General features: G+C 69.4%; 7 protein-coding genes. 4 read left to right on the top strand and 3 right to left on the bottom strand.

Features of this window, described 5'->3' with window-relative positions; all coding sequences use genetic code 11:
- Nucleotides 1-149: 149 nt before the first annotated feature.
- The 3 genes from H976_RS0113715 to H976_RS26270 all read left to right on the top strand — a co-directional run bounded on the left by H976_RS0113715 (nucleotide 150) and on the right by H976_RS26270 (nucleotide 5,202).
- On the top strand, nucleotides 150-3,227 hold the full coding sequence (locus H976_RS0113715; RefSeq protein ID WP_155918249.1) for a PKD domain-containing protein: 3,078 nt from the start codon (nucleotides 150-152) through the stop codon (nucleotides 3,225-3,227).
- A 121-nt stretch (nucleotides 3,228-3,348) separates the two neighbouring features.
- Nucleotides 3,349-4,587 carry a hypothetical protein gene (locus H976_RS0113710; protein WP_027862011.1) on the top strand — a complete coding sequence of 413 codons (1,239 nt, stop codon included), beginning with the start codon at nucleotides 3,349-3,351 and terminating at the stop codon, nucleotides 4,585-4,587.
- A 12-nt stretch (nucleotides 4,588-4,599) separates the two neighbouring features.
- Nucleotides 4,600-5,202 (top strand): class F sortase, encoded by a 603-nt coding sequence (locus H976_RS26270; protein WP_051276809.1) that lies wholly within the window; start codon nucleotides 4,600-4,602, stop codon nucleotides 5,200-5,202.
- On the opposite strand, the gene H976_RS0113700 is transcribed toward H976_RS26270, so the two are convergent.
- Nucleotides 5,199-6,092 carry an SDR family NAD(P)-dependent oxidoreductase gene (locus tag H976_RS0113700; protein WP_051276835.1) on the bottom strand — a complete coding sequence of 298 codons (894 nt, stop codon included), beginning with the start codon at nucleotides 6,090-6,092 and terminating at the stop codon, nucleotides 5,199-5,201. The two genes, H976_RS26270 and H976_RS0113700, sit on opposite strands and share 4 nt — an antisense overlap.
- Entirely contained in the window at nucleotides 6,089-7,498 is a 1,410-nt protein-coding gene (locus tag H976_RS0113695) for an amidase (protein ID WP_081682894.1), read from the bottom strand. Before H976_RS0113695 ends, H976_RS0113700 begins: the two co-directional genes overlap by 4 nt.
- 114 nt (nucleotides 7,499-7,612) lie before the next feature.
- Between H976_RS0113695 and H976_RS0113690 the strand changes: the two genes are divergently transcribed.
- The gene (locus H976_RS0113690; RefSeq protein WP_369759031.1) at nucleotides 7,613-8,119 is read left to right on the top strand and encodes a beta-class carbonic anhydrase; all 507 of its coding nucleotides are present in this window, start codon (nucleotides 7,613-7,615) and stop codon (nucleotides 8,117-8,119) included.
- 10 nt (nucleotides 8,120-8,129) lie between these two features.
- Here H976_RS0113690 and H976_RS0113685 read toward each other — a convergent pair whose 3' ends face one another.
- Entirely contained in the window at nucleotides 8,130-12,944 is a 4,815-nt protein-coding gene (locus H976_RS0113685; protein ID WP_036226493.1) for an NAD-glutamate dehydrogenase, read from the bottom strand.
- Nucleotides 12,945-12,991 lie beyond the last annotated feature (47 nt).

Genomic DNA, 12,991 nt, shown 5'->3' with positions numbered 1-12,991 from the left:
GAGTAGGTGTCGGGCTGAACCGGTGCGCATACTCCGAAACATGCCCAGAGGAGTGGCTGCTCTTTCTTGCATATACGGGGATTCTGGTGGTTGCTGTGCGCAGGTTCGTACTGTCTGTCCTGCTCGTTGTCTCGAGCGTCGTCGCCGGCGTGAGCCTGGCTCCGACCGCTGGTGCCGCGGACGTCGGGCTCAGCGATCCACAGACCGGCCGTATCGCCAATGAGGACCCCGCCAACTGGACGCCACACATCCTCAACGGCACCGTCTACTCGATCGTCCAGGTCGGGAACCAGATCGTCGTCGGGGGGACGTTCACACAGGTCCGCACGGCGACCAGCTCGACGGTGATCACCCGCAACCGGGTCTTCGCGTTCGACGCCACCACTGGAGCGATCAACAACAGCTTCAACCCCGCGCCCAACGGCACCGTCTACAAGGTGCAGCAGACCAGCAACCCCAACGAGGTGTACGTCGGGGGCGCCTTCACCTCGGCGGCCGGCAGGTCCATGCCGGGTCGCATCTTCCGGATGAACGTCACCACCGGAGCACTGAACACCGGCTTCACCGCTCCCACCATCTCCGGGAACGTCCGTGACCTCGAGGTGGTCGGCAACCACCTCTTCGTGGCCGGCAAGATGACCCACTTCAGCGGCGTGGCCCAGAAGGGTCTCGGCACCCTGAACGCCACGACCGGTGCTCGCGACACCTACTTCACCAACCAGCTGGACGGGCTGCACCGACCCGAGCTCGCCGGCTCCGTCACCGACGTGCTGCAGATCTCGAGCAACCCGCAGAACACCGAGCTCGTCGCGGTCGGCAACTTCACCACGGTCAACGGCCAGTCCCGTTCCCAGATCGCCAAGTTCGACCTCGGCGCGAGCAGCGCGACTCTCTCGCCCTGGACCACCAACCAGTTCACCGCGGGTTGCTCGACGAAGTTCGACACCTACATGACCGACGTGGAGTACTCCCCCGACGGCAGCTACTTCGTGGTCGCGACGACCGGGGCCTACGGCGGCACCTCCGGCAGCAACAACGGGACCGTCGGCTGCGACGGCGTCTTCCGGTTCGAGGCCGGCACCAGCACCTCACCGACCCCGAACACCTGGTCGGCGTACACCGGCGGCGACACGACCTGGAGCATCGAGGTCACCGACAACGTGATCTACGTCGGCGGCCACCAGCGCTGGCAGAACAACCCCAACGCCGGCGACGCCGCGGGAGCCGGCGCGGTCAGCCGCGAGGGCATCGCGGCGCTCAACCCGCTCAACGGCATGCCCTACTCCTGGAACCCGACCCGCACGCGCGGCGTCGGCATCCAGGACATGCTGGCCACCTCCCAGGGCGTCTGGGTCGGGTCCGACACCGAGCGCTTCGGCCCCACCTACGAGTACCACGGCCGGATCGCGTTCGTGCCGCTCGCCGGCGGCAAGACCCTGCCCGCCGAGAACAACATGACGCTGCCCGCCGACGTCTACAACGTCGCGACGAGCGGGTCGACGCTGAACCGCCGCAACTTCGACGGCACCACGCCCGGCGCTGTCTCCAGCCCGAGCACGACCGGCACTGCGCCCACCTGGAGCAGCACCACCGGTGCGTTCATGGTCAACGGCGTCCTCTACACGACCTCGACCAACGGCACCTTCACCAGGCGCACGTTCAACGGCAGCGCCTACGGCCCGGCGACGACGATCGCCGTGTCCGACGCGATCGTGCAGCAGACGGAGTGGCACACCAACGACGTGCCCAACATGACCAGCCTCTTCTACTACAACGGCCGGATGTTCTTCACCAAGTCGGGCCAGAGCACGCTCTACCGGCGCGGCTTCGAGGTCGAGAGCGACATCGTGGGCCAGCAGCGGTTCAGCAGCTCCAACGTCACCGGCATCAACTACTCGACGATGCGCGGCGCGTTCGTGGCGAACAACCTCTTCTACTTCGCCGACACGACGGGCCGGTTGTGGCGCGCGCAGTGGGCCGGAACCGCACCGGTGGCCGGCACCGCCGTACAGATCTCCGGTCCGGGCAAGGACAGCCAGACCTGGAACTCGCGGTCGATGTTCGTCTTCCAGTCCTCCGGCCAGCAGACCAACCAGCCGCCGGTCCCGGTGATCAAGTCCGCCACCTGCACCGACATGACCTGCGACTTCGACTCGACGGGCTCCAGTGACCCCGACGGCAACATCGCCTCGGTGCTGTGGCAGTTCGGCGACGGCGCCACCTCGACCGACCCGATCGCCAGCCACACCTACGTCACGGCCGGCACGCACACGGTGACCCTCACCGTGACCGACAACGACGCGACGGCGAGCTCGACCACCACGACGGTCAACCCGCAGCCGCCGGCGGGCAACACGCCACCGCACGCGACCATCAACGTGACGTGCAGCCTGCTGCACTGCGACTTCACCTCGACCGGCTCCGGGGACAGCGACGGCACCATCACCGGGTACCTGTGGGACTTCGGCAACGGGGACACCTCGACCGAGGCCAACCCGAGCTACGACTTCCCCCCGCCCGGTGGTCCACAGCACGTGACGCTCACGGTGACCGACAACGACAACGACACCGGCACGGCCACCAAGGACTTCACCGTCTCCGACACGGCCAGCCCGGTGACGTTCGTGGGGGTGAACGAGACCAATGCCAACCGCACCAACCACGACGTCACGGTGCCGGCCGGCACCCAGCCGGGTGACCTGATGGTGCTCTTCTTCGCCGCCAACTCCACCAACCCGACGTTCAGCACGCCGTCGGGCTGGACGGCGGCCGCGCCTGCCCAGAACGGCACGCTCATCGTGGGGCGGGCCTACACGCGGGTGGCCACGGCGAGCGACACACCCGGGAGCACCGTCCGCATCACCTCCTCGGCGTACTCCAAGTCGGACATGGCGCTGGCCGTCTACCGCGGCGCCACCGGCGTGGCCGCCGGCGCCGGCAACCTGGAGACCACCACGACGGCGGCGCACACCTCCCCGACCGTCAATGCCCCGGCGGGGAGCAAGTGGCTGGTCACGTACTGGTCCGACAAGACGAGTGCCACCACCGCCTGGACTCCCCCGGCCAGCCAGACCTTCCGCAGCAACAAGTTCGGCTCGCCGAGCGGTGCGATGTCGGGCCTGCTGGTCGACAGCAACGGCGACGTCTCCGGCAGCACCGGGGGCCTGACGGCGACCGCCAACTCGAGCACGAACCGGGCGCTGAGCTTCAGCATCGTGCTCCAGTGACCGGGGTCACGTCGTGAGGCCGTGGAGAGGCGGCCTCACGGCGTAACCTCCCCCCTCACCAGGCGTTGAGTCAGCAGGGGCCGCACGCGGCTCGTGGTCATTCCTGGGGAGGAAACACTCAATGCGGTCATACCTGCGTTTCGCAGCCGTCGTCGGAGCCGTCACGCTGGGCGCGGTCGCCGCGGCGCCGGCCCTGGCCGCCACCGACAACCAAGCCGGCGCCAACGCTGTCTTCGTCTCCATCGCCGGCAACGGCCAGGGAACCGGCAACGTCACCGCGAGCTACTCCAACGGCAAGGAGACCACCGCCGGCAACAGCAAGCCGGCGTTCCCCGACCCGACCGGCCAGAAGTTCATCACGGGCGGCGTGCTGGCCCAGGAGGCCACTGCCAGGCCCGGGTTCTCCGCCGCTTGCTCGGGGCTCGCGGGTGACGGTGGTTCAGTGCTCAGCATCGGCGACAGCAGCTGCCTCCAGCCGGGCAACCTGGTCACCGGCTCGTTCGGGTCCTTCGACCCCTCGACCCTGATCCCGGACACCGCCAGCCTTCCCACCGGCCAGCTGCCGCAGCAGGCCCAGGACCTCCTGACCCAGCTCGGCACCGGCGCCGCGCCCCTCACCGACCTCATCAACACTGCGCTGAGCCAGGCCCAGGAGCAGTTCGGGGACGGTGGCTTGGTGGCCAACCTCGACATGGTCGAGGGTCGGTGCACCGCCGGCGACGGCGGCCCCACGGGCACCTCGACACTGACCGACGCGTCACTGTCGTTCAACATCCCCGGACAGGACCCGATCACCGTCCTCACGCTGCCGGTCCACCCGAAGCCGAACACGCATCTGTTCACCAACCTGAGCGATGTCATGAACGCCATCCTCGACGGCGTGGACGCCGACCTGACCGAGTCGCTCCAGGGCAACGCGTCACCGCTCAAGGCGCTGACCGCCCAGGTCCGCAGCCAGATCGTCACGCAGGTGCACGCGCAGCTGGAGTCGCAGCTCGCGCCGCTGGAGCAGAACTTGCTCGACATCACGCTCAACCAGCAGGTGCACCCGACCCGCGACTCGATCAAGGTCCGGGCGCTCGACGTGCAGGTGCTCCCGGCCGCGAAGGCGCAGCTCGACGGCAACTCGCTGGTGAACCTCCAGGTCGGCAACGCCGCGTGCGCCCCGGTGGCTCGCGTCGCGGTCGCCGCCCCGACTGCCGAGGCCGCCGCGCCGCAGTCACTGCCGACCGCCGTCTCGGCCGGACTCGCCACGGCACCCGGCGACGACGACCCGCACAGCGGGATCGCCCTGGTCGCCCTGGCCATGATGCTCGCCGGCGGTACGGCGCTGGTGGTCATCCGCTGGCTCCGCGCCTGAGGGGACACGACGATGAGTGGCTCCGGATCGAGGATCGGCGGCTTCAGCGCCACCCTGCTCGCGCTGTGCGGCCTGCTGGTCGGGGTCGGTTACCTGCTCCCCTCCAGCGGCACCGCCTCGGACGGCTACCACGCGATGGCTGCTCCGGCAGCGCCCGTGCGGCTGGTCGTCCCGGCACTGAAGATCCGCGCGCCGATCGAGCCCATCCAGGTCGACCACGGAGTGCTCGACCCGCCGCACAACCCGCGCGACGTCGGCTGGTGGCGGCAGAGTGCCCGACCGGGTGCCACCCACGGGCAGACGGTGCTGACCGGGCACACCGTGCACACCGGTGGCGGCGTGATGGATCACCTCGGCCGCCTGCACAAGGGCCAGCTGGTCAAGGTGGTGACACGCAAGGGAACGATGGTCTACCGCACCACCGAGGTGGTGACGTGGACCAAGCGGGAGCTCGCCAAGCGCTCGGTCGAGCTGTTCGGCCAGAAGCGCGAGGACGAGCGGCTGGTGCTGATCACCTGCACCGGGTGGACGGGCAAGGAGTACACCAGCAACGTCGTGGTGTTCGCCGAGCCGCTCGGCGTACCGGACGCCCGGAAGAAGCCGAAGGGCTCCTAGGTCCTCCCCCGACCGGCGCGAGCCGCCGGCGAGTCCGGCATCCGGGCCGCCATCAGTCCCATGGCGGCGTCCGAGAGCCGCGGCGCGACCAGGTTCAGCACCTCACCGACGCGACCGGCGACCGTCGAGATGGTGACCGGACGGTCCTCCAGCGCGCGTACGACGAGAGCCGCTGCCTGCTCGGGTGACTTGGCCGGTGCTCGACGGTAGGCATCGGTGGCCGTGATCATGTCGGTCCGCACCAGGTCGAGCCGCAGGTTGGTGAAGGTGACGTCATCGAACCAGGTCTCGCGTCCCGCGATCCGCGAGAAGGTGTCCAGGGCCGTCTTGGAGGCGATGTAGGCCGTGAACTTCGGCGCCTTCATCTGCACGCCCCACGTCACGATGTTGACGACGTGTCCGAAGCGCCGCTCCCGCATCCGGGGCAGCAGCCCGAGGGTCAGTCGCACCGGACCGAAGAAGTTGATGGCCATGGTGCGCTCGAAGTCGTGCATCCGGTCGTAGGAGAACTCCAGCGAGCGCCGGATCGACCGCCCGGCGTTGTTGACGAGCATGTCGACCGACTCGTGCTCGCGCAGCACCCGCTCGACGAGGGCGTCGGTGGCCGCAGGATCGGTGAGATCGCACGCATAGCCGTACGCCGAACCGCCGCACGCCTCGATCTCACGGACCACCCGGTCGAGCTCGCCCTGACGACGGGCGACGCAGAGCACCCTCGCGCCGCGTGCGGCGACCGCCTTGGCAGTGGCCTCGCCGATCCCCGACGACGCGCCCGTGACCAGCACGACACGGCCGGCCAGCGGGCTCGGCAACGGGGAACCCACCAGCCTGGCCACGGGGGCGACCAGGTGGCGGCGCACCAGGGCCTTCGGGGTGAGGAACAGGTTCATCCGAGGACCGGCATCGTCCACGGTCGGGCGGCCTCGAGCTGGGCCGACAGGCTGAGCAGTGTGGTCTCGTCGTGCTGCCGCCCGACGAGCTGCACCGCCAGCGGGAGACCGTCGGCCGCGACCCCTGCGGGCACCGACGCGGCCGGATTCCCGGCGATGTTCCACAACGCGGCGTAGGCGATCATCGGCTGGGCTGCCAGCGCCGCGCGGACGGTGCCGCCCTTGTCCAGCGCACCGACCGTGCGTGGGCGGTGCGCGATGCTCGGTGTTAGCAGCACGTCGACCTCCGCGAAGACCCGGTTGGCCTTGGCCGACACCTTCTCGCCCGTCCGCAACGCCCACTGCACGACACCCGGTCGCACCCAGCTGCCCAGGCGATAGGTCTCGCGGGTCCGCTTCTCGAGGCGCTCGTAGTGCTCCACGGCGTCGGCCTCGGCGCGCACCCCGGCGAAGAACTGCGGGACGAACGCCAGGGTGGCGTCCGGGTAGCGCGGGTCGGCCTCGACGACCTCGTGCCCGAGGTCGCTGAGTAGCTGCGCGGTCCGGGTGACTGCCTCCACGTGTGTCCGGTCCGGACGCATCCCCTTGATCGGTGATTTCGTGGACCAGCCGATGCGCAGTCGACCGGGCTCGGAGCGGGCCGCCTCGGTGAAGGTGGTGGCCGGATCGGTGGCGCGGAACAGGTCAGTTGCCGTGTTGCCGCGGATGGCGTCGTACACGATGGCCGAGTCGAGCACCGACCTCGTCAGCGGTCCCACGGTCCCGAGCGACCACCAGAGGTGCTCCATCGGTGCGGTCGTGACCCGCCCGCGCTGCGGCTTGAGCCCGAACAGGCCGCAGCACGCCGAGGGGATCCGGATCGATCCGCCACCGTCGCCGCCGATGCCGACCGGCACCATCCCGGCGGCCACGGCCACGGCGGTGCCCCCGCTCGAGCCACCCGGGGTGTGCCCGATCTTCCAGGGGTTGCGGGTGTAGCCCCCGTCGACGGACTCGGTGAAGGGCCACTGGCCGAACTCGGGCATCCGGGTCTTGCCGATGACGACGGCGCCGGCATCCCGCAGCCGGCGTACCACCTCGCCGTCGACCGCCGCCGGCGTCGAGTTGGCGCGACCTCCGAAGGTGGTGACGCAGCCGGCCACGTCGATCTCCTCCTTGATCGCCACCGGTACGCCGTGCAGCGGGCCAGGGGTCTGACCCTCGGCGATCGCCCGGTCGCGCGCTGCAGCCTCGGCCCGGGCCTCGTCGGCCAGCACCACCGAGAAGGCGTTCAGCGCCGGGTCGCGCTCCGCGATCCGGGCCAGGCAGGCCTCGACCAGGTCGACCGCGCTGACCTCCCGCTCGCCGGTACGGCGGGCCAGTTCGGCCACCGACAGATCAGCCAGGTGCTCGTTCGGTGTGGTCATGGGCCGAAGGCTAGCGCCAGGTTGCGGGCCGGGATCCGGACGAGGGTGGCGCTCGGCCGGGAGTGGCGTAGAGTTCAAAGTCCAGCAACTCACTAGGAGAACTTCACTATGACCGTGACCGACGACCTCCTCGCCCACAACGCCGAGTACGCCAAGACCTTCCAGGGACCGCTCCCCCTCCCCCCGGCCAAGCACCTCGCGGTGGTCGCCTGCATGGACGCCCGCCTCGACGTCTACTCCCTCCTCGGTCTCGAGCCGGGCGAGTCGCACGTGATCCGCAATGCGGGGGGCGTGGTCACCGACGACGAGATCCGTTCACTCGCGATCAGCCAGCGCCTGCTCGGGACCGAGGAGATCATCCTGATCCACCACACCGACTCCCGAGCTGCGTCCTTCACCGGCGGCGAGTTCTTCAAGCGCTCGATCCAGGACGAGACCGGCATCAAGCCCGAGTGGGCGGCCGAGTCGTTCTCCGACCTCGACGAGGACGTCCGCCAGTCGATCGCACGGATCAAGGCGTCACCGTTCATCCCGAAGACCGACAGCGTGCGCGGCTTCGTCTTCGACGTCGCGACCGGCACGCTCAACGAGGTCGACAACGTGCAGGAGGCAGCCGCCTGACCGACCCCGGTCAGAGCAGCGAACGCACGACCCGCAGCGCGACCGAGAGGCGGGCCAGGTCGGTGTCCTCGTCGGAGCAGATCTCCTGCAGGGTGCGCACCGCCTGGTCGACCTCCTTGTCCGGAGGTGGGTCTCCGGCCAGCTCGGCGGCCGTGAGCTGGGCGTGCACGGCGTGCAGGTCGTCGCGCAGCGCGGCCCGAGCCATCGTCTGCCAGCGGTCGTCGCGGGGCAGGGCCAGGATCCGGGCCACCAGCATCGGCAGCCCCAGCCGTTCGCCGACCTCGAAGTGGGTGCGTGCCACGTCGGTGGGGTCGCGGTCGTCGCGGGCGGCCGTCTCGACCATGCCGAGGATCATGTACGCCGGAGGGCACACCGCCACCCGGACGGCCAGCTCCTCCGGCACGCCCTTCCCGATGAGCTGGTCGCGCCGCTGCTCGAAGGCCACCAGCTCGGCCCCGACCATCAGCGTGGGCAGCTCGGCCATCACCTTCTCGACGACCACCTCGAAGGTGTCGACCACCGACTCGGTCTCCTCGCCGACCCGGCGGGAGTTCAGCAGCCAGCGGGAGGCGCGCTCCACCAGGGTGCGGCTCTCCAGTCGCATGTGGACCTGCAGGTCGGCGTCGAGCTGGTTGTCGAGTGAGGAGATCTGGCGCTGCAGGCTGGCGGCGCCGAAGATCTCGCGGGCCACGAAGTTGGCCTTGGTCAGCTCCGCGGTGGTGGCGTTGGTCTCGCCGGCCAGCCGGTGGAAGTAGGTGATGCCGGCGTTGTTGACCAGCTGGTTGACGATCTGGGTGACCACGATCTCGCGCCGCAGCTGGTGCTGCTCCATGTAGCTGCGGTAGCCCTGGCGCATCTTGGCCGGGAAGTAGGAGAACAGCTCCGAGCGCAGGAACGGGTCGTCGGGCAGGTCGCTGCGCAGCAGGTCCTCGGCCAGCACGATCTTGGTGTAGGCCATCAGCACCGACAGCTCGGGGGCACTGAGGCCCTCGTTGCGGTCGGCCAGTCGGCTCACCTCACGCCGGGTGGGGAGCGCCTCCAGCTCGCGGTTGAGCAGTCCCCCACGCTCGAGGGTCCGCATCCAGTCCTCGTGCACGTGCAGCAGCGCCGGGCTGATGGCCACCGAGTTGGCGAGCGCGACGTTCTGGTCGTAGTTGTCGGCCAGCACGAGGTCGGCCACCTCGTTGGTCATCGACGCGAGCAGCTCGTTGCGCTGCTTGCCGGTGAGGTCGCCGTCGGCCACCACCCGGTCGAGCAGGATCTTGATGTTCACCTCGTGGTCGGAGGTGTCCACGCCCGCGGAGTTGTCGATGAAGTCGGTGTTGATCCGGCCGCCGCGGTCGGCGTACTCGATGCGGCCCCGCTGGGTCAGGCCGAGGTTGCCGCCCTCGCCGACGCACTTGGCGCGCAGCTCGCGACCGTCGACGCGGATGGCGTCGTTGGCCTTGTCGCCGGCCTCGGCGTGCGTCTCGGAGCGCGCCTTGACGTAGGTGCCGATGCCGCCGTTCCAGAGCAGGTCGACCTCGGCCAGCAGGATCGCGCGCATCACCTCGGCCGGAGTCATCCGTCCGTTGGCCGGCGGCTCCAGGCCAAGTGCGTCGCGCATCTGGGGGGTGATCACGATCGACTTGGCACTGCGCGGGAAGACGCCGCCACCCTCGGAGATCAAGTCCTTGTCGTAGTCCTGCCACGACGAGCGCGGCAGGTCGAAGAGGCGCTTGCGTTCGGCGTACGACGTTGCGGAGTCGGGATTCGGGTCGATGAAGATGTCGCGGTGGTCGAAGGCCGCGACCAGCCGGATGTGCTCCGAGCAGAGCATCCCGTTGCCGAAGACGTCGCCGGACATGTCGCCGATGCCGACGCAGGTGAAGTCCTCCTTCTGGCAGTCCACCCCCATCTCGCGGAAGTGACGGCGCACCGACACCCAGGCACCGCGCGCGGTGATGCCCATCGCCTTGTGGTCGTAGCCGACCGAGCCGCCCGACGCGAACGCGTCGCCCAGCCAGAAGCCGTAGTCCTGGGAGATGCCGTTGGCGATGTCGCTGAAGGTCGCCGTGCCCTTGTCGGCCGCCACCACCAGATAGGGGTCGTCGCCGTCGTGGCGTACGACGGCGCGGGGCGGCACGACCTTGCGTCCCTCCGGGGTGTTCACGAGGTTGTCGGTGATGTCGAGCAGACCGGAGATGAACGTCGTGTAGCAGGCCACGCCCTCGGCCATCCACGCGTCGCGGTTGCTCGGGTCGGGCAGCTGCTTGGCGAAGAACCCGCCCTTGGCGCCGACCGGCACGATCACGGTGTTCTTCACCATCTGAGCCTTGACCAGACCGAGGACCTCGGTGCGGAAGTCGTCGCGACGGTCGGACCAGCGCAGGCCACCGCGCGCAACCGAACCGAAGCGCAGGTGCACGCCCTCGACGCGCGGCGAGTAGACGAAGATCTCGAACTTGGGCCGCGGCTCGGGCAGGTCGGGGATCGAGGACGGGTCGACCTTCAGCGACAGTCGCTCGAGCGGGTGACCGTTGTCGTCGGTCTGGAAGAAGTTGGTGCGCAGCGTGGCGCGGATGTTGGTGAGGTAGGAACGCAGGATGCGGTCGTGGTCGAGGCTGGACACCTCGTCGAGGGCCCGCATGATGCGCTCCTCGAGGTCGGCGCACTTGGCCTGCCGGGCCTCACCGTCGGCCGGGATGGCCCCGCTGCGTCCCTCCTTGCGACCGGGGTCGAAACGCGCCTCGAACAGCTGCACGAGGTAGCGGGTGATGTCGACGTTGTTGCGCAGCGCGTCCTCGATGTAGTCCTGCGCGAACGGCGTGCCGCCCTGGCGCATGTACTTGGCGTAGGCGCGCAGCAGCGTGGCCTGCCGCCAGGTCAGCCCGGCGGCCAGGACCAGCGCGTTGAAGCCGTCGCTCTCGTTGTAGCCGTTCCACACTGCCGCGACGGTGTCCTGGAACAGCTCGCGCGCCCGGTCGGGCATCGTGCGGTGGTAGCGCAGCCCGAAGTCGTAGATGTAGGACTCCCGCTCCAGACCTTCGAGCTGGTAGGGCCGCTCGTCGACAACCTCGACCCCGGTCGTGGACAGGATCGGCAGCACCTCGGAGAGCGACAGGGGTGGCCCGATCCGGTAGACCTTCAGCCTGGCCTCGCCCGGAGGGGCAGCGATGTCCTCGTAGAGGGAGAGCGTCATCCCGACGTCATCGGTGATCTCCTCGAGCCGTCCGAGGTCGACCGCGCCGGTCTGCGGCGGGTAGTCCTCCTTGTAGGCCTCCGGGAAGCACGAGGCGTAGGTGCGGACGTAGCGGCTGCCGAGCTCCTCGCCGTACGTCGAGATGACCGCGTTGGTGAAGTCGTCGCGCCAGGAGCGGGCCGCCTCGGAGCAGCGACGCTCGAGGTCGGGGATGTCGACCTCGCGCAGCGGCTCACCCGGCTTGGGGCGTACGACGAAGTGCAGCCGCGCGGCGAAGGACTCCCCCACGTGGGCGGTGTACTCGATGCTGTCGCCGCCGAGCTGCTCCTTGAGGATCGCGGCGACGCGCTCGCGCACGGTGGTGTTGTAGCGGTCGCGCGGCAGGTAGACGAGGCACGACAGGAACCGGCCGTAGACGTCGCGCCGGACGAACAGCTTCAGCTGCCGGCGCTCGCGGGTGTACATCACCTGGGAGGCGATCGGCACGAGGTCCTCGACGTCGGTCTGGAACAGCTCGTCGCGCGGGTAGGTCTCGAGGACGTCCATCAGGGCCTTGCCGGCGTGGCTCATCGGGTCGAGCCCGACGATGTCGATCACCGCGGCTGCCTTCTCGCGCAGCACCGGGATCCGCTTCACCGACTCGGTGTAGGCGGCCGACGAGAACAGTCCCAGGAACCGGCGCTCGCCGACGACCTCACCGGCCTCGTCGAACCGCTTCACGCTGATGTAGTCGAGGAAGACGGGCCGGTGCACCGTCGCCCGGCTGTTGGCCTTGGCCAGCACCAGCAGGTGCTTGTCGCGGGCACGGGAGGCGACGGCCTCGGGCAGCACCCGCGGTCCCTCGGGGTCGGCGCGCAGGATGCCGAAGCCGGTGCCGGGCACCGCCACCAGCGTCTCCTCGTCGCCCCGTGCCTCGAGCGCGTACTCGCGGTAGCCGAGGAAGGTGAAGTGGTTGTCGGCCAGCCAGCGCAGCAGGGACTTGCCCTGCTCGAGCTCCTCGGCGGGCAGGGGCGGCGGGTGCTCCTCGAGGTCGTCGACGATCCGCTGCACCTGGGTGTGCATCCGGCTCCAGTCCTCGACGGCGTCGCGGACGTCGATGAGCACCTTGTTGAGCTGCTCCAGGATCAGCCCGATCTCGTCGTCGGCCACCCGGTCGATCTCGAGGTGCATCCACGACTCGCGGTGCACGTCGTGGGCGTCGGTGTCGGCATGCTCGTCGAGCACCTCCTGGAGCTGCCCACCGAGGTCGCGGCGTACGACGAACTGGGGGTGGATCACCAGGTGGATGTCGTGCTGAGCCTGCGACAGCGCCATCGAGACCGAGTCGACCAGGAACGGCATGTCGTCGGTGATCACCTCGACGACGGTGTGCCCACCGGCGGACCATCCGTTGACCGAGACGTTCGGGGTGAACACCCGCAGGGCCGCCTTGCCCTGGGGACGCTCGGCCGCCAGCCTGAGCTGGGCCATCACCGCGCCGTAGAGATCCGCTTCGTCGCGCTCCATCAGGTCCTCGGGCGCGACGTGCTTGTAGAACGACTTCAGCAGCGCCGCGAGCTCCACACCATCGGGCGCCTTCGCGCCCTTGGACTCGGCGTAGGCACACAACCTGGTGAGGAGTTCGGACTTGCTCGCTTCCAGCATCGTCACGGTTTCGACACTAGGACCGCACCTGCCGCGCGGCAACGTGC

The sequence above is a fragment of the Marmoricola sp. URHB0036 genome (assembly GCF_000426045.1).
Classification (GTDB): Bacteria; Actinomycetota; Actinomycetes; order Propionibacteriales; family Nocardioidaceae; genus Marmoricola.
Note: the sequence above shows the minus strand (reverse complement) of the source record. Positions and strands in the feature narration are given on the sequence as shown.

Bases quoted from the DNA above. Each gene is read 5' to 3' on its own strand.
- H976_RS0113710 (WP_027862011.1), top strand. From the start codon at position 3,349: ATGCGGTCATACCTGCGTTTCGCAGCCGTCGTCGGAGCCGTCACGCTG.
- H976_RS26270 (WP_051276809.1), top strand. From the start codon at position 4,600: ATGAGTGGCTCCGGATCGAGGATCGGCGGCTTCAGCGCCACCCTGCTC.
- H976_RS0113700 (WP_051276835.1), bottom strand. From the start codon at position 6,092: ATGAACCTGTTCCTCACCCCGAAGGCCCTGGTGCGCCGCCACCTGGTC.
- H976_RS0113695 (WP_081682894.1), bottom strand. From the start codon at position 7,498: ATGACCACACCGAACGAGCACCTGGCTGATCTGTCGGTGGCCGAACTG.
- H976_RS0113685 (WP_036226493.1), bottom strand. From the start codon at position 12,944: ATGCTGGAAGCGAGCAAGTCCGAACTCCTCACCAGGTTGTGTGCCTAC.